Annotated in this window: 16 protein-coding genes; 7 read left to right on the top strand and 9 right to left on the bottom strand. The window is 68.5% G+C overall.

The features are described 5' to 3' along the window. Positions 1-5: 5 nt before the first annotated feature. The 5 genes from rtcA to L1081_RS24505 are packed head-to-tail and all read right to left on the bottom strand — an operon-like array spanning position 6 to position 4,693. Positions 6-1,043, bottom strand: a complete 1,038-nt coding sequence (gene rtcA / locus L1081_RS24525; protein ID WP_489414467.1) for an RNA 3'-terminal phosphate cyclase — start codon at positions 1,041-1,043, stop codon at positions 6-8. Then, positions 1,040-1,885: a DNA polymerase beta superfamily protein gene (locus L1081_RS24520; RefSeq protein ID WP_489414466.1), complete on the bottom strand. Its 846-nt coding sequence runs from the start codon at positions 1,883-1,885 to the stop codon at positions 1,040-1,042. The genes rtcA and L1081_RS24520 overlap by 4 nt, the downstream gene beginning before the upstream one ends. Before the next feature lie 43 nt (positions 1,886-1,928). Continuing rightward, positions 1,929-2,276 (bottom strand): zinc-ribbon domain containing protein, encoded by a 348-nt coding sequence (locus L1081_RS24515; protein ID WP_489414465.1) that lies wholly within the window; start codon positions 2,274-2,276, stop codon positions 1,929-1,931. Positions 2,277-2,279: 3 nt separating this feature from the next. Then, complete coding sequence (locus L1081_RS24510; protein WP_489414464.1) at positions 2,280-3,503, bottom strand: RtcB family protein; 1,224 nt, start codon at positions 3,501-3,503, stop codon at positions 2,280-2,282. A gap of 38 nt (positions 3,504-3,541) precedes the next feature. Beyond that, positions 3,542-4,693 carry an SPFH domain-containing protein gene (locus L1081_RS24505; RefSeq protein ID WP_489414463.1) on the bottom strand — a complete coding sequence of 384 codons (1,152 nt, stop codon included), beginning with the start codon at positions 4,691-4,693 and terminating at the stop codon, positions 3,542-3,544. A gap of 697 nt (positions 4,694-5,390) precedes the next feature. Here L1081_RS24505 and rtcR point away from each other — a divergent pair. The 5 genes from rtcR (at position 5,391) to L1081_RS24480 (ending at position 9,633) form a co-directional block, all read left to right on the top strand. Continuing rightward, positions 5,391-7,004, top strand: a complete 1,614-nt coding sequence (gene rtcR, locus L1081_RS24500; protein ID WP_489414462.1) for an RNA repair transcriptional activator RtcR — start codon at positions 5,391-5,393, stop codon at positions 7,002-7,004. Positions 7,005-7,055: 51 nt separating this feature from the next. Further along, on the top strand, positions 7,056-7,397 hold the full coding sequence (locus L1081_RS24495) for a VOC family protein (protein WP_489414461.1): 342 nt from the start codon (positions 7,056-7,058) through the stop codon (positions 7,395-7,397). A 58-nt stretch (positions 7,398-7,455) separates the two neighbouring features. After that, positions 7,456-8,292, top strand: coding sequence for an alpha/beta fold hydrolase (locus L1081_RS24490; RefSeq protein WP_489414460.1), 837 nt, complete (start codon positions 7,456-7,458; stop codon positions 8,290-8,292). Next, positions 8,289-9,239 carry a bifunctional Delta(1)-pyrroline-2-carboxylate/Delta(1)-piperideine-2-carboxylate reductase gene (lhpI, locus tag L1081_RS24485; protein ID WP_489414459.1) on the top strand — a complete coding sequence of 317 codons (951 nt, stop codon included), beginning with the start codon at positions 8,289-8,291 and terminating at the stop codon, positions 9,237-9,239. The genes L1081_RS24490 and lhpI overlap by 4 nt, the downstream gene beginning before the upstream one ends. 142 nt (positions 9,240-9,381) lie before the next feature. After that, positions 9,382-9,633, top strand: coding sequence for a hypothetical protein (locus L1081_RS24480; protein WP_489414458.1), 252 nt, complete (start codon positions 9,382-9,384; stop codon positions 9,631-9,633). Positions 9,634-9,678: 45 nt separating this feature from the next. On the opposite strand, the gene L1081_RS24475 is transcribed toward L1081_RS24480, so the two are convergent. Genes L1081_RS24475 through L1081_RS24465 form a run of 3 tightly spaced genes read right to left on the bottom strand, consistent with a single transcriptional unit; the run spans position 9,679 to position 13,336 of the window. Continuing rightward, on the bottom strand, positions 9,679-11,469 hold the full coding sequence (locus L1081_RS24475; protein WP_489414457.1) for a redoxin domain-containing protein: 1,791 nt from the start codon (positions 11,467-11,469) through the stop codon (positions 9,679-9,681). 23 nt (positions 11,470-11,492) lie between these two features. Continuing rightward, positions 11,493-12,869 (bottom strand): ATP-binding protein, encoded by a 1,377-nt coding sequence (locus L1081_RS24470; protein WP_489414456.1) that lies wholly within the window; start codon positions 12,867-12,869, stop codon positions 11,493-11,495. A gap of 47 nt (positions 12,870-12,916) precedes the next feature. Beyond that, the gene (locus L1081_RS24465) at positions 12,917-13,336 is read right to left on the bottom strand and encodes an organic hydroperoxide resistance protein (RefSeq protein ID WP_489414455.1); all 420 of its coding nucleotides are present in this window, start codon (positions 13,334-13,336) and stop codon (positions 12,917-12,919) included. A gap of 202 nt (positions 13,337-13,538) precedes the next feature. Between L1081_RS24465 and L1081_RS24460 the strand changes: the two genes are divergently transcribed. Then, a complete protein-coding gene (locus tag L1081_RS24460) occupies positions 13,539-14,279 on the top strand; it encodes a response regulator (RefSeq protein ID WP_412511826.1) in 741 nt (246 codons plus the stop codon). A gap of 68 nt (positions 14,280-14,347) precedes the next feature. Then, entirely contained in the window at positions 14,348-14,599 is a 252-nt protein-coding gene (locus L1081_RS24455; protein ID WP_489414454.1) for a hypothetical protein, read from the top strand. Here the strand turns inward: L1081_RS24455 and soxR are convergent. Further along, positions 14,580-15,062 (bottom strand): redox-sensitive transcriptional activator SoxR, encoded by a 483-nt coding sequence (soxR, locus tag L1081_RS24450; protein WP_436289691.1) that lies wholly within the window; start codon positions 15,060-15,062, stop codon positions 14,580-14,582. The genes L1081_RS24455 and soxR overlap by 20 nt on opposite strands. Positions 15,063-15,104: the final 42 nt, after the last annotated feature.

Here is a 15,104-nt window from a genome sequence, read left to right as displayed (position 1 = left end):
GCGCTTCAGGCCGGCGCCACCGTCACGGTCGCCGTGTCCGGCGCTTGCGTGATGAGGTAGCGCACCGGCAGGAAACGCTCGATCACCGCACAGTTGGTGCGCGTGTGCTCGGTCACTTCGCTGCAGGTAAAGGCGCCGCCGCGGCCGCTTTGCCATGCCGCCAAGCCCTGCAGCAGGGCCAGCTGATCGGCAAGGTGCGGCCCGACGGCTGCCTGGCTTTTCTGGAATTCGCGCAGCGCCTTCACCAGCCCGTGCGCCACCTGCTCGGCGCTCAGCGACTTTTCGCCGAAAGCCGTGAAGACCTCGGTGACATGCTCGTACGTCAGCGTGGCAAGCAGCGCGTTGCCGGGGCCCTCGTTCTGGCGCGCCGTTCCGGTGCGCAGCTGCTCGCCGGACCATCCCATCGCCTTGCCCAGCGTCTCCAGTTCGCGCGCAGCAATGTGGCGCGCAAGCCCCGGTGCCAGGCACTCCGCATGGCTCGACAGGAGCGCGCCGCGGCTCATCAGATCGAAAGACCGCAGCCCATCAACGGCCGGCACGATGGTCGCTTCGACTTCCCCGCCGCCGGCCGGATAGAAACCGCAGCGGCGCAGCACCAGCTGCAGGTCCGCGCCCAGGCGGCGCACCAGCGGTGCGAAGGCGCGCTCCAGAAAATGGAAGGGCGGCGCCATCGGGTTGTGCGTGCCGCCGCTCAGGTGCAGATGGCTCGGCGCATCGGCCAGCAGCAGCGGCGGCAGCACCGTCTGCAGGACCAGCATGCAGCTGCCCGCGCTGGCAATCGCGAAGCGGTACTCGCCCGCGCGCACCGGCCCGGGCACGAAGCGCAGCGACTGCGAGCCGAGCTCGGCCCCCTCGACCTGCGCGCCGCTGATCTGTGCCGCGGCGTTCACGCAGGCCAGGTGCTGGCGCATCAGGCCCGGCTTGGCGCGGCCTGCGCGAATCTTCTCGATGGCTACGGGCTGGCCGGTGGCCACCGAAAGCGCCAGGCTGGTGCGCAGGATCTGCCCGCCGCCCTCGCCTTGAGAACCGTCGAGTTCGATCATGCGCGGCCTCCGTCGACGCGCAGCACCGTCTCGCACAGGAACGCATCGAGTCCCGCGTTCTCGGCCTGCGGCAGCGGCGTGATCGGCTCGGCCGCGTGGGCTGCCAGTTCGGCCTCGATGAACGCATGGATGCCCGGCCAGCGCGGGCTGGTCGCAGCCTCGCCGGCGCGCATCTTCACTGCGAGCAGCGCGTTGATCTCCTCGATCAGCGCGGCGTCGTGCACGGCATGGAGCGTGCGCTGCGCCAGCTCGGCGAAGCGCATCGGCGGCGCACCGGCCTGCGTGCGGATCCACCGCGCCGCCAGGAGCGGACGCAGCACATAGAGATATTTCTTGTAGCGCACCTCGTCGGCCTGCAGATGCTCGCGGAAGTTCTTCTTCGCCATCGAGGTGTAGTGGTGCCAGCCGCGCGCATTGGAGAACATCGCTTCCGAGAGCGCGCGGAAACGCGGCATCGCGGCCGCGTCGTCGCGGTACACCACGGGCGAGCGCAGCCATTCGAGCAGCGTGGGGTTCGACTCGCGCATCAGGCCCAGCGCCTTGCGCAGGTCCCAGCCGTTCACGTCGAGCTCGCCGCTGATCGGCAGCTCGATCACGTCGCGCCGCGGCGTCACCGTGAGGTACCACGGCAGGCGGTTCACGTAGATGAAGCGCACGTCGTAGTCGCTGTCGGGCGAGGCAAAGCCCCAGCCGCGGCTGCCGGATTCGCAGGCGAACAGCACCGTGACGTCATGGCGCGCCTCGATGTCGCGCAGGGCCTGCATGATCTGCGCGCGCATGGCGGGATCGATGGGGTGGGCCGAGCGCAGGAGCTCTCCGGATTTTTCTTCTTGTGCAGTCATGGAATCAGCGTTGCCGCTTCGTTCGGTTTCTTGTTCGTTCACTTCAGGCCGGCCGCGAGAGCGCGCACCTTGCGAGCCGGCAGGCACGGCAGCGCACCGCCGTGCTGTTGATGTTGCCCAGCGCCACCTCGTACCACCACTTCTGCTGCTTGGCCGTCCACACTTCGTCGGCACCGCAGTCGCGGCAGGTGAAGGCCTTGTCCACGTAGAACGTGGGCAAGAGCCCGTAGGTATTGTTGTGGGCGGCCAGCAGCGCCGTATCGGCGACCACCAGGCCGGCACCGCTCACGGGCCGCGCGCCCGCGGACTGCCGCTGCTCGGCCAGCCGGCGTGCAGCGCGTTCGAGGCGGTGCGCCTTGATCTCGGCGCGGCGCTGCTTGTTGCTTTTCACGGCCTATCCCTTCACACACACCACCTGCTTGAGCGTGTAGACCACCTCCACCAGGTCCTTCTGCGCCTCCATCACCGCGTCGATGTTCTTGTAGGCCATCGGGATCTCGTCGATCACGTCGGCGTCCTTGCGGCATTCCACGCCTTCGGTCGCGGCGATCTGGTCGGCGATGGTGAAGAGCTTCTTCGCCTTGGTGCGGCTCATCTTTCGGCCCGCGCCGTGGCTGCAGCTCATGAAGCTCTCGGGGTTGCCCTTGCCGCGCACGATGTAGCTCTTGGCCCCCATGCTGCCCGGGATGATCCCGAGCTCGCCAGCCTTGGCGCTCACCGCGCCCTTGCGCGTGACGAGCACGTCTTCGCCGAAGTGCGTCTCGCGGCTCACGTAGTTGTGGTGGCAGTTCACCGCTTCAACGTGCGCCTCGAAAGACTTGCTGATGACCTTGCGCGCGGCCGCGACCACGCGCTGCATCATCACCTCGCGGTTGGCGCGCGCGAACTTCTGGGCCCAGCCCACCGCGCGCACGTAGTCGCCGAAGTACTTGGCGCCTTCCTCGAAGTACGCCAGGTCTTGATCAGGCAGGTTGCGCTGGTGCAGTTCGGCGTCCTTCTTCGCGAGTTCGATGAAGTGCGTACCGATGGCATTGCCCACGCCGCGCGAACCCGAGTGCAGCATGAACCACACGGCGCCCGCTTCGTCGAGGCAGACCTCGATGAAGTGGTTGCCGGTACCCAGCGTTCCCAGGTGCTTGTGGTTGTTCGTGTTCCTGATGCGCGGGTAGTCCTCGCAGATCAGGTCGAACTCATCCACCAGCTGGGCCCAGGCGGCATCGGTTTCGTCGGGCGGCGTTTCCCACGATCCCTTGTCGCGGCCCATGCGCCTGGGATTGCTTCCGTGCGGCACGGCCTTTTCGATGGCCGAGCGCAGCGGGCCCAGGTTGTCGGGCAGATCGCGCGCATTGAGCGTGGTCTTGCACGCCATCATTCCGCAGCCGATGTCCACGCCCACCGCGGCCGGGATGATGGCCTTGAAGGTCGGGATCACCGAGCCCACGGTGGCGCCGATGCCGTAGTGCACGTCGGGCATGGCCGCGATGTGCTTGAACACGATGGGCAGGCGTGCCGCGTTCTCGAGCTGCTTCTGCGCCTCGTCTTCGACCGGGACGCCGTTCGTCCACATCTTCACGGGGACGCCGTTGGCTACTTCGTGCAGTTTGTAGTTCTGTTCCATTTCTTCTCTCTCTTCCATCATTCGTCTTTCCATGCTTCTCAGGAACCGTTCGGCCGCAGCGTCACAAGTCCGTTGAGCACCTGGTCCAGGCCGCCGACCACCGAGATCTTGTCGATCCGCTCGGCCACGCGTTCCAGCGTCTCGAGTTCCTTCATGCGCAAGGCGACGGGGTTGCCCTCCATCACCTTGGCGGTGTTCAGCAGCGAGCGCGTGGCCGCGGTTTCCTCGCGGCGGCGGATCACGTTGGCCTGCGCCGACTTCTCGGCCTCCACCACCTGCGCGAGGATGGTCTTCATCTCGCCCGGCAGGATGATGTCCTTCACGCCCACGCTCTCCAGCACCACGCCCGAACCCTCGAGCCGCTCGCGCACCTGCGCCAGCACCGTCTGGTCGATGGCCGACTTGTTCTCCAGCAGTGCGTCGAGCGTCTGCTCGCCCACCGCCGCGCGCAGGCCGAACTGCAGTTCGCGATAGACATGATCGGCCGGCTTGGGCATCTGCGCCAGGGCCTGCCGCACATCGGCAAAACGCCACACCGCCGACAGGTTGAGCCGCAGCCCCACCTTGTCGCGAGTCAGTATTTCCTGCCCGCTCACTTCGGCGATCTGCGAACGCAGGTCCACGCTGGTCACCGCCACTTGGCGGTTGAAGCGCCAGAAGCCGTGGTTGCCCGGCGGCAGCAGCGCTTGCATCTGTCCTTCGAGCGTCAGCACACCGGCGTGGAACTCTGGCACCTGCACCAGCAGCACGCCTTCGAGCCCTTGCACCGCACGCGGACGCAGCGCCACGCTCTGCAGCTTGGCCAGCAGTTCGGCCGGCAGCCGCGCATCGGCCGCCACGTCGATCACGTCGATGCGCTGCTCGCGCAGGCCGCGCCAGTAAAGTTTGCGGGTGGCGGGCGGCAGGATCTGCACCAGCACGCCGTCTTCATGGCGCAGGCCGATCTCGGTCTCGCCCAGCGACACCTGCACGAATTCGCGCCGCACCAGTTCCGGCTCGCGCGCCAGGAAGTAATCGGCCAGCTCGTGGTCGAAGACCGGCTCGGCCAGCGAGAAGCGCTCGATCTGGACGGTGTCGAAGCCCGTGTACACGCGGTGCTTTCCCGCGGCGTACAGCCCATCGAAATCGCCGTTGCGCAGCAGCAGCGCGCGTTCGTTCTTCTTCACGGTGAATCGGGTGAATCCCAGCATTTTTTCTTCCTCTCTCTTCTTCTTCGCTCGGTTGTCGTTCGTCTTCGTTGCGTATCGGGGCCCACGAAGTACAGGCGGCGGACACCGTGGCTTGCGAGGTCAGCCGTGCAGCGGTCGACGGGCCGGTGCGGTGGCGCCGCCGCGGGGGCTGCGCCATCGCCTCCTTCTGCGTCGATGGCTGCATGCGGTTCCTTGCAGAACGCGCGATGCGCAAGCCGCCTGCACTGGCACGGTGTCGCTCGGCCGGGCCCCTGCCCTGCGCCTTGCTCCGGTGTGCCGGGGCGGTGGGGCTTTCGCCCCCATCAAAGCGGCGGTGCGAACACCGCCGAAGGTTGTTTGCGGGAATCGAACCCGCCACGCCGCGTGGTTAGCACGGTGCTCCACCATGAGCAGACTGGAACAAGTCCAGTGACCAGCACAGTTCAACAGCGGCATACCGCGGACCCAAGAACAGGTCTGGCCTGCGGCACCGGGCCGCTGTCATGCGGCACCTGGGAGCGGATGAACTGCATCCGGACGGACTCTCTCTTGCAGCGAGCGTGCCAACCTTGGGCCAGGCCGGCAGAAAACGAGCGGACTACGACGCAAGTGATTGATGGGAAAGGGAAATTTCTTCTTCTCCGCGTGTGACACGGCACCATTTCGTTGCTAGCATTCCGTCAGTTTTTAGAAATCAAGCTAGCCTTTTATCCAATCAATGAAAAAACCCATCGTCGTCATCGGCTTCCTCGGCACCCAGCTCGACGCCGGCCAGGGCGCGGGCCGCTGGAACAAGTGGCGCCCCACGGTCTCGCTCGCGCAGCACGACGACATGGTCGTCTCGCGCATGGAGCTGCTCTACACGCTCAAGCACAAGGCGCTGGCCGAGGTGGTGAAGGCCGACATCAGGGCCGTGTCGCCCGAGACCACGGTCAACCTCGTGCCCTTCGACCTCGCGGACCCCTGGGATTTCGGCGAGGTCTACACCCGCCTGTACGACTGGGCGCGCGCCTACACCTTCGACACCGAGCGCGAGCAGTACTGGACGCACATCACCACCGGCACGCACGTGGCGCAGATCTGCATGTTCCTGCTGTCGGAATCGCGCGTGGTGCCGGGCGTGCTCGCGCAGACCTCGCCGCCAAGGAAGCAGCGCGAAGGCGAGGCCGGCAAGTGCACGCTGATCGACCTGGACCTGTCGCGCTACGACGTGATCGCGCGGCGCTTCGATGCGGAGCAGCGCGACGCGGTCGCCTTCCTGAAGAGCGGCATCGCCACGCGCAACGCGCGCTTCAACGCGCTGATCGACGAGATCGAGCGCGTGGCCGTGCGTTCGCGCGCGCCGATCCTGCTGGTGGGGCCGACGGGCGCGGGCAAGTCCTTCCTCGCGCGGCGCATGTTCGAGCTGAAGCAGGCGCGCCACCAGATGAGCGGGCCCTTCGTCGAAGTGAATTGCGCCACGCTGCGCGGCGACGGTGCAGCCTCCACCCTGTTCGGCCACAGGAAGGGCTCCTTCACCGGCGCGGCGAGCGACCGGGCCGGACTGCTGCGCACGGCGAACCAGGGCGCGCTGTTCCTCGACGAGATCGGCGAACTCGGGCTCGACGAGCAGGCGATGCTGCTCAAGGCCATCGAGGAGAAGCGCTTCTTCCCGGTGGGCGCCGACAAGGAAGTGGAGAGCGACTTCCAGCTGATCGCCGGCACCAACCGCGACCTGCGCAGCGACGTGGCCGAGGGGCGTTTCCGCGAAGACCTGTTCGCGCGCATCAACCTCTGGACCTACAACCTGCCCGGCCTCGCACAGCGGCCCGAGGACATCGAGCCCAACATCGACCACCTGCTGGCCATCCATGCGGCCGAGAACCACCGCGTGGTGCGCTTCAACGCCGAGGCGCGCGCAGCCTACCTGCGCTTCGCGCAGAGCGGCGAGGCGCTGTGGTGCGGCAACTTCCGCGACCTCTCGGCCAGCGTGACGCGGCTGGCCACGCTGGCGGACGGCGGGCGCATTCCGGTGGCGCTGGTCGAGGCGGAGATCGAGCGGCTGCGCTGGCTCTGGAACCGCGAGGGCCCGGCAAGGCGAAGCGCAGGCGCTGCCGACGTCGACCTCGGCAGCCTGCTCGGCGATGACCGCGCGGCCGCGCTCGACCTGTTCGACCGGCTGCAGCTCGAAGCGGTGGTGCGCGTGTGCCGCGACTCGCGCAGCCTGTCGGATGCGGGGCGGCAGCTCTTCCAGGCCTCGCGCGCGCAGCGCAGCGTGGTGAACGATGCCGACCGGCTGCGCAAGTACCTGGCCAAGCACGGGCTCGAATGGAGCCGCATTGCGGCGGGCTGAGCTATCCTGCGCCGGGACTGCCACATTCCAACCAAGGAAAGAAGGAAACCCATGTCGCTGACACTGCTCCTGCGCTGCAACGATCTGGCCCAGACCCAGCGCTTCTACGCCGATGTCCTCGGCTTCGCGGCTGCGCATTCGGCGGAGGGCACCCTGACGGTCGAGAAGCAGGGCGGCAAACTCATCTTCACGCAGCAGGACCTCTGGCAGAGCCCGCCCGCCTGCTCCGGCACCTTCTATTTCGCCGTGCCGGATGCGGCGGCCTATTACGCCGCCGTCAAGGACAAGGCCTCCATTGCGTGGCCGCTGCAGCAGATGCCTTATGGCTCCAGCGAGTTCGCAGTGGTGGACTGCAACGGCTACCACCTTGCATTCCAGCAGCAGCTGGCCTGAGCGGCCGGTCCGCAAGACGCTCCGCGCGGCCGGGCACCACGGAAAGCAAGCACTCCCCATGAGCTGGAAGCTGGCCTTGTTCGCCGCCCTGCCCGCCTTCCTCACCGGCTGCGTCCAGTCGATGTTCTATTACCCCGACCGCGTGCGCTACGAAACGCCCGACGCGCTCGGGCTGCGCTACGAGGCGGTGCAGTTCGCCAGCGCCGACGGGACGCGCCTGGCCGGCTGGTTTCTTCCTGCCGCGGGCCGCAGCAACCCGAAGGAGGCCAGGGGCACGGTGGTCCACTTCCACGGCAACGCCCAGAACATGAGCGCGCACTGGCGCTTCGTGGCCTGGCTGCCGAAGCAGGACTTCAACGTGTTCGTGTTCGACTACCGCGGCTACGGCGAATCGGCCGGCAAGCCGGAGCCCAAGGGCGTGTTCGAGGATTCCAGCGCCGCGCTCGACCACGTGCGCTCGCGCGGCGATGTCGACCCCGGGCGCCTCCTCGTCTTCGGCCAGAGCCTGGGCGGCGCCAACGCGATTGCGGTACTGGGCTCGGGCAACCGGGCCGGCGTGAAGGCGGCGGCCATCGAATCGACCTTCTATTCGTATTCCTCGATTGCGAACGAGAAGCTCCCGGGTGCCGGACTGCTGGTGGGCGACGACTACGCCGCATCGAAATACGTCGCGGCCCTTGCACCCATTCCGCTGCTGCTGATCCACGGCACGGCCGACCGGATCATTCCGCATTCCCATTCGCGGCGCCTGCTGGAAGCCGCGCGCGAGCCCAAGCGCCTGCTCGAGGTGCCCGGCGCCGGCCACCTCGAGCCGATGACCGAGCGCTTCGGCGCCACCTGGCAGCAGGCGCTGGTGGAATTCTTCGACGCCTCGCTGCGTCCACGCCAGCCATGAAGCATTTCGACGAAACCGCCACCCGCGAGCCGCTGGACTTTGCGCGGCTCGTGCCCGCGCTGCGCGCAGCCTTCGCGGCCGAGGCGCACGTGCCGCCGCGCCATGTACACCCCATCGAGACCGCCGGCGCCGACAGCAAGGGCACCGTGCTCATCATGCCGGCGTGGAGCGACGCGGGCTTTCTGGGCATCAAGACCATCAACGTCTTTCCGGGCAACAGCGCGCGCGGCCTGCCCGGCCTGCATGCGACCTATGTGCTGTACGACGCGCGCACCGGCGTGCCGCTGGCGATGATGGACGGCAACGAGCTCACCGCGCGCCGCACGGCCGCCGCATCGGCGCTGGGTGCCTCGTTCCTGGCGCGCACCGATGCACGCCGCCTGCTGGTGCTGGGCACCGGCCGCGTCGCGCGGCTGCTGCCCGCCGCGCATGCGAACGTGCGGCCCGTCGACGAGGTGCTCGTGTGGAACCACCGGCCCGAAGGCGCCCAGGCCCTGGCCGCGCAATGGCGCGCCGAAGGGTTCAACGCGCAAGCCGCCACGGACCTCGAAGCGGCCGTGCGCCAGGCCGACATCGTGAGCTGCGCCACGCTGGCCACCGCGCCGCTGGTACGCGGCGAATGGCTGGCGCCGGGCTCGCACCTGGACCTGATCGGCAGCTTCACGCCCGCCATGCGCGAGGCCGATGTGCGCTGCTTCGAGGGCGCGCGCACCTTCGTCGACACCGCCGAGGCGCTGCAGAAGGCCGGTGAACTGCTCGACGCCATCGCGGCCGGCACGCTGCGCGCCGATGCGGTGCAAGGCACGCTGGCCGCACTTTGCCGGGGCGAACGCGCGGGCCGTACGGGCAGCGAAGAGCGCACCATCTTCAAGGCCGTGGGCAGCGCGCTCGAAGACCTGGCAGCCGCCACGCTGGTCTGGCAGCACGCCGAATCGACGCCGGCCTAAGGCTTAAGGCCTAGAAAACAGCGGCCGACGGCACGCGGAGAGAGCCATTTACCGACAGACACATACGTCATGCAGCGGATGGCACGCCTCTTGCGCCAACGTTAACCTGATGCCCATATCCAAAGGCCCGGAGGCCCGCCCCATGCTCACCATTTTTCAGAAAGCCACCATCCTCAGCAAAGCCGGTTTCGAGGTGCCTGCCTGTCCGGCCGAGGATGCCTCGGCCACCTCGGCCAGCGCGGTGTCCCAGAAGATGCACGACTGGGCCAAGGCCATCGAGACGCTGTACGTCAGCTACGTGGCGGCCCGCGCGGCCAAGAGCCTGCGGGATGCCGAGGAATCGCGCCAGACCGACATGCTGCGGCGGCTTTCGCTGAGCGCCTGGGCCGCCTGACAGGCAGGCTCGGCCGCTCGCTCCCCGCCCGAGCCGCGTCAGCGCTCAACCGAAAGTGAACGCGTAGGCCTGCGCGCCCGCGTCGAGAAACTCGATCTCGAACAACCGCTCCCTGCCGCCCGCCGTCTGCCGCACCAACTGATACAGCTTCTGCGCATCGATCACGCCGTGGCCCTGGGCATCGGTGTCGAAGCCGTGGTCCGCAAGCGGCGGCTTTCCATCCACCAGCACTCTGAAGCGCACCGGCTTGCCATTGGCCGCCGGACCCAGCACCAGGTGCAGGTCGCGTGCCTGGAAGCGATAGGCGATGCGGCCGTTGGCGCTATTCAGCACGGCGCGCTCGGCCTCCACCGTCCAGTCGCCGGCCAGCGACCACTGGTTGGTGCGCAGCGCCGAGGCCGCGGGCTGGTAGGCCTTCGCGCGGTCCCGCGCGATGCCGCCGGGCGAGGCAAAGCCGTGCGCGCGCTCGTGGCCCAGGTAGGTTTCGCCGGACAGCGGCGGCTCGGCGCCGGGCGCGGCCTGGGTGCCCTGCCCGAGCGGCGCCACCAGCCCCGCGGCGATGCGGGTCTGCCCCGCCTCGGCCAGCAGCTGCTGGATGACCTGCTCGGCCTTGTCGTAGCGGTTCTCGCCGAACTGGTGGTGGCGGATGCGGCCCTCGACATCGATGAAGTAGAACGCGGGCCAGGCCTGGTTGTCGAAGCCGCGCCAGATCGCAAAGTCGTTGTCCAGCGCGACCGGAAAGCCGATGTCCAGGTCCTTGACCGCCTTGCGCACGTTGGCCGGCTTCTTCTCGAACGCGAACTCCGGCGAATGCACGCCGATGACCACCAGCCCCGCGTCCTTGTACTTCTCGGCCCATGCACGAAGGTAGGGCAGCGTGCGCAGGCAGTTGATGCACGAGTAGGTCCAGAAGTCGACCAGCACCACCTTGCCGCGCAGGGCCTCGGGCGCGAGCGGTGCGGAGTTGATCCATTCGGTGGCGCCGGCCAAGGAGGGAAAGCGGCCTTCGACCCTGAGTTCGCGCGCGGGCGGCGGGGCCGCGCGGTTGTCCGACACGCGCACGAGGCCCGCGTCTTCGCGCAGCGCGACCGGTTCCGGCTGCGGCTTGCCTGGCCTGATCCTGTCCACCAGCGCCTGCTCCAGCGCCGAGGTGGTGCCCACCGACAGGCGGGCGAGCAAGCCGGTGTCCAGCCCCAGCGCAATGGCGCCCACACCCACCAGCACGGCCGCGCCGGCGGCACGCCGCACCCATTCGCCGGTATGCAGCGAACGCTTCATGACGAAGAACAGCCGCCCGCCGAACAGCAGCGCGGCCGCGAGCGAGGTGCACGCGCCGGCCGCATAGGCCAGCAGCAGCAGCGAGGTGCCGACGCTCGCGCCATTGAGCGCCGCGCCCGTCAGGATCAGGCCGAGGATCGGCCCCGCGCACGGCGCCCAGAGCAGGCCCGTGCCCACGCCCAGCAGCAGCGGAGAGAACCCGGATGCCGACGCCGCGCCATCGCTGCCGCGCGGCTCGGACATGCGGATGCCCAGCGCCACCAGCGGCCGGCTCAGGCGGTCGGCCACACTGGGGAACAGCAGGCTCAGGCCGAACAGCGCGAGCAGGGCGATGGCGGCGTGGCGCCCATATTCGTTGAGCGTGACGATCCAGCCGCCGCCCACTGCCGCCAGCGTGGCGACGGCGGCAAAGGCCAGCGCCATGCCCAGCAGCATCGGCAGGCCATGCGAGCGGAATGGACGGTCGGCGCGCGCAAACACGAAGGGCAACACCGGCAGGATGCAGGGGCTCAGGATGGTGAGCACCCCGCCCAGGTAGGCAATGAGGAGGATGAGCATGATGTGGGGTTGTCGGTGGCGAATCAGTCTTGGAGGGTGGTGCGGGCGGGCGCGGCGGCCAGCGCGAGCCGGGCCTCGAGCCCGCCTTCGGGACGGTTCTTCAGCGTGAGCTCGGCGCCCATGGCCATGGCCAGCTGGTGCGCAATGGCCAGGCCCAGCCCGGTGCCGCCGGTGCTGCGGTTGCGCGAACTCTCGACGCGGTAGAAGGGCTTGAGCACGGCATCGAGCTCGTCCGGCGGAATGCCGGGGCCGTTGTCGAGCACGCTCAGCACCAGCCGGCCGTCTTCTTCGGCATGCACGCGCAGGCGCACCTCGCTGCCGAACTTGAGCGCGTTGTCGATCAGGTTCATCAGGATGCGGCGCAGCGCATGGGGGCGGCTCACAATCGGCGCGCCGGCCTTGCCTTCGAGCCGCACCTGCTGGCCCACGTCTTCGTAGTCGGCCACCATGCTCTCGAGCAGCGCGTCGGCATCGATGCGCAGCGGCGGCTCCGCGGCACCGTGGAGCGTGCGCGCATAGGTCACGCCTTCGCGCACCAGCGAGTGCATGGCGTCGAGGTCCTGGCGGAATTTCTCGCGGTCGTGCTCGTCGTCCATCAGGTCGGTGCGCAGCCGCATCCGCGTGATGGGCGTCTGCAGGTCGTGCGAGATGGCCGCGAGGATCTCGACGCGCTCGGACATGTAGCCCGCAATGCGCTGCTGCATGGCGTTGAAGGCGCGCGCCGCATGCGCCACTTCGGTGGGGCCCTCTTCCGCGAGCGTGCGGCCCTTCAGGTCGGGGCCGAGCCGGTCGGCCGCCTCGGAAAGCTGCGCGAGCGGCCGCGTCACGAGGCGCACCGCATACCAGGCACACACGGCCAGCACCAGCAGCTGGAGCACGAGCAGCCACATCACCCAGCCCGACACCGGCATGCCCACGCGCATTGCATGAACGACCACGGAAGACCCGTCACCCAGGCGCACCTGGATCTGCAGGCCCTCGGGCGGCCAGGCCACCTCGCCGACCTTGACGACCTGGAACGGACGCATTGCGTCGACGATGGCCGCGGCAAACTGCCGCGACTGCAGCGAGCCGGGCTCGGTGCCCTCCGCGCTGCCGCCCAGCACGAAGCGGTAGTTGCGCCGCTCCAGCCGGTCGAGCCAGCCGGCACGCTCCGCCGCGGGCAGGCGGTCGAGGATGGCGACCGAGCTCGCGATGTCGCGCTCGATGCCGATCATCATCAGCTCGCGCAGCGCCATGTTCCGCTCGTAGCGGATCGCCGCGAAGGTGAGCAGCTGCGCGATCGCGAGACCCACCACGATGATCAGCGTCACGCGGTAGAACAGCGAGCCGGGCAGCAGCCGGTGCCAGCCGCGCACAGCGCCGGCCGGGTTCGCGGGAGGATTCGCGGAAGTGGACATGGACACCTTCTTGTTCATGCGGCGTGGCTCTGCACGCCGCCGCTGGCTCACACCAGGTGGATGGAAACGTCGATATTGCCGCGTGTGGCCTTCGAATAGGGGCAGGTCTGGTGCGCCGCGTCCGTCAGCGCCTGCGCCACTTCGCGGTCCAGGCCCGGCAGGCTCACGTTCAGGCGCGCCTGCAGGAAGTACTCGCCGCCCGCCGTGCCCAGGTCGACTTCGGCATCGACGGCCAGGTCGGGCGGCAATGCGACCTTCATCTTGCCTGCCGCCTTGCCCATGGCGCCGATGAAGCAGGCCGACCAGCCGGCCGCGAACAGCTGCTCCGGGTTGGTGCCGCTGCCGGCGCTGCCGGGCGACGAGAGCTTGATGTCCAGGCGGCCGTCGGAGCTGCGCGCCTCGCCGTCGCGGCCCCCCGAAGAGGTGCGGGTCTTGCCGGTGTAGAGAACTTTTTCGATGCGGGTCATGGTGATTTCCTTGGGAAGGGTTGGTTCGGGAACGCAGGGATTGTTGGGCCGCCTTCCCCCTGCCCGCGCAGATTGCGTATGGCTGTGTACGGCGCCCGCCGCGCCAGATACTTGCGAATACAAAACCCCCGGCCCAGAGCGGGCGGGAGGCTACATTGCGGCTGCGGGGCGCTTCCCGCACCCACCCTTCCTGCTCACTGCCATGACGCCAAAGACCTCCGACCACATCCTCATCGTCGACGACGACCGGGAAATCCGCGAACTGCTCACCACCTACCTGGTGAAGAACGGCTTGCGCGTGGTCGCGGTGCCCACCGGCCGCCACATGCGCGCCGCGCTCGAAGAGTCGGGCCCGTTCGACCTGATCATCCTCGACCTGATGCTGCCCGGCGAAGACGGGCTCACGCTCTGCCGCGACCTGCGCACCGGCAAGTACAAGGCCACGCCCATCCTGATGCTGACCGCGCGCAGCGAGGAGGCCGACCGCATCCTGGGCCTGGAGATGGGCGCCGACGACTACCTGGCCAAGCCTTTTTCCGCACGCGAGCTGCTCGCGCGCCTGCGCGCCGTGATGCGGCGCACGCGCATGCTGCCGCCGAACATGGGCGCGGTCGAACCCTCCCAGAAACTGGCCTTCGGCGAATGGCAGGTCGACACGGTGGCGCGCCACCTGATCGACGACAGCGGCGTAATGGTGGCGCTGAGCGGCGCCGAATACCGGCTGCTGCGCGTGTTCCTCGACCATCCGCAGAAGGTGCTGAGCCGCGACCAGCTGCTGAGCCTCACCCAGGGCCGCGAGGCCGAGCTCTTCGAGCGCTCCATCGACCTGCTCGTGAGCCGGCTGCGCCAGCGCCTGCGCGACGATGCCCGCGAGCCCCGCTACATCAAGACCGTGCGCAGCGAAGGCTATGTGCTCGCTTCGGCCGTCGAAGCCATGGACTGACCGCGAACCTGGGCTTCTTCTGCATTCCGCTTGACCTCAAGTTAGGTTGAGGCTGCACATTGCGCGGCATGAACCATGACCCGCAACCCTCCGCCCGCGTCGCGCAGGCGCTCCAGATCCATCGAAGCATTTCGGCCTGCCATGCGCACCTTGCGCAGAGCGACGGCATCCATGCGCTGACGGCGGCACTGATGCTGCCTTGCTACCGCGCCGAGTTCGAACGGCTGGTGCTTGCGATGTCTGCAGCGGAGACAAACGAACTGATGTCGCTGCTCCCCATCCGCGAAGAAGAACGGGCCCTCAGTCCTCCGCGCGCCTGATCACCAGGCGGCGGGCGCCGGGCCCTTCCGACGACAGCTTGTCGGCCGGATTTCGCAGCCGGCAGCGGTCGATCGACAGGCAGCCGCAGCCGATGCAGTCGTCCAGCGTGTCGCGCAGCTTCTTGAGCTGGGCCATGCGTTCGTCCAGCTCCGCGCGCCAGCCGGCGGAAAGCCGCGCCCAGTCCGCGCGGCTGGGCGCGGCCGAGGTGGGCAGCGTGGCCAGGGCCTCGGCGATGTCGGCCAGCGCAATGCCCACCCGCTGCGCGACGCGGATGAACGCCACGCGCCGGAGCACGTCGCGCCCATAGCGGCGGTGGTTGCTGGGCGCCCGGTGGCTCGCGATGAGCCCCTTGGATTCGTAGAAATGAAGGGTGGACACCGGCACCCCGCTGCGCTGCGCGACTTCGCCCACGGACAACGTGGCGGGAAAATCGTGCGGTGGTTCTGCTGGCTTGGATTTCATGGGGCCTCTAGCCCTCGACTTTAGTTGAGGGCTGGAGGCCAC

This window comes from Variovorax sp. MSC1_012, from assembly GCF_023667525.1.
Taxonomy (GTDB): domain Bacteria; phylum Pseudomonadota; class Gammaproteobacteria; order Burkholderiales; family Burkholderiaceae_C; genus Variovorax; species Variovorax beijingensis_B.
The sequence above is the reverse complement of the archived record's forward strand: the minus strand, read 5'-3'. Positions and strand labels throughout refer to the sequence as shown.

Bases quoted from the DNA above. Each gene is read 5' to 3' on its own strand.
- rtcA (WP_489414467.1), bottom strand. From the start codon at position 1,043: ATGATCGAACTCGACGGTTCTCAAGGCGAGGGCGGCGGGCAGATCCTG.
- L1081_RS24520 (WP_489414466.1), bottom strand. From the start codon at position 1,885: ATGACTGCACAAGAAGAAAAATCCGGAGAGCTCCTGCGCTCGGCCCAC.
- L1081_RS24510 (WP_489414464.1), bottom strand. From the start codon at position 3,503: ATGGAACAGAACTACAAACTGCACGAAGTAGCCAACGGCGTCCCCGTG.
- L1081_RS24505 (WP_489414463.1), bottom strand. From the start codon at position 4,693: ATGCTGGGATTCACCCGATTCACCGTGAAGAAGAACGAACGCGCGCTG.
- rtcR (WP_489414462.1), top strand. From the start codon at position 5,391: ATGAAAAAACCCATCGTCGTCATCGGCTTCCTCGGCACCCAGCTCGAC.
- L1081_RS24495 (WP_489414461.1), top strand. From the start codon at position 7,056: ATGTCGCTGACACTGCTCCTGCGCTGCAACGATCTGGCCCAGACCCAG.
- L1081_RS24490 (WP_489414460.1), top strand. From the start codon at position 7,456: ATGAGCTGGAAGCTGGCCTTGTTCGCCGCCCTGCCCGCCTTCCTCACC.
- lhpI (WP_489414459.1), top strand. From the start codon at position 8,289: ATGAAGCATTTCGACGAAACCGCCACCCGCGAGCCGCTGGACTTTGCG.
- L1081_RS24480 (WP_489414458.1), top strand. From the start codon at position 9,382: ATGCTCACCATTTTTCAGAAAGCCACCATCCTCAGCAAAGCCGGTTTC.
- L1081_RS24475 (WP_489414457.1), bottom strand. From the start codon at position 11,469: ATGCTCATCCTCCTCATTGCCTACCTGGGCGGGGTGCTCACCATCCTG.
- L1081_RS24470 (WP_489414456.1), bottom strand. From the start codon at position 12,869: ATGTCCACTTCCGCGAATCCTCCCGCGAACCCGGCCGGCGCTGTGCGC.
- L1081_RS24465 (WP_489414455.1), bottom strand. From the start codon at position 13,336: ATGACCCGCATCGAAAAAGTTCTCTACACCGGCAAGACCCGCACCTCT.
- L1081_RS24460 (WP_412511826.1), top strand. From the start codon at position 13,539: ATGACGCCAAAGACCTCCGACCACATCCTCATCGTCGACGACGACCGG.
- L1081_RS24455 (WP_489414454.1), top strand. From the start codon at position 14,348: ATGAACCATGACCCGCAACCCTCCGCCCGCGTCGCGCAGGCGCTCCAG.
- soxR (WP_436289691.1), bottom strand. From the start codon at position 15,062: ATGAAATCCAAGCCAGCAGAACCACCGCACGATTTTCCCGCCACGTTG.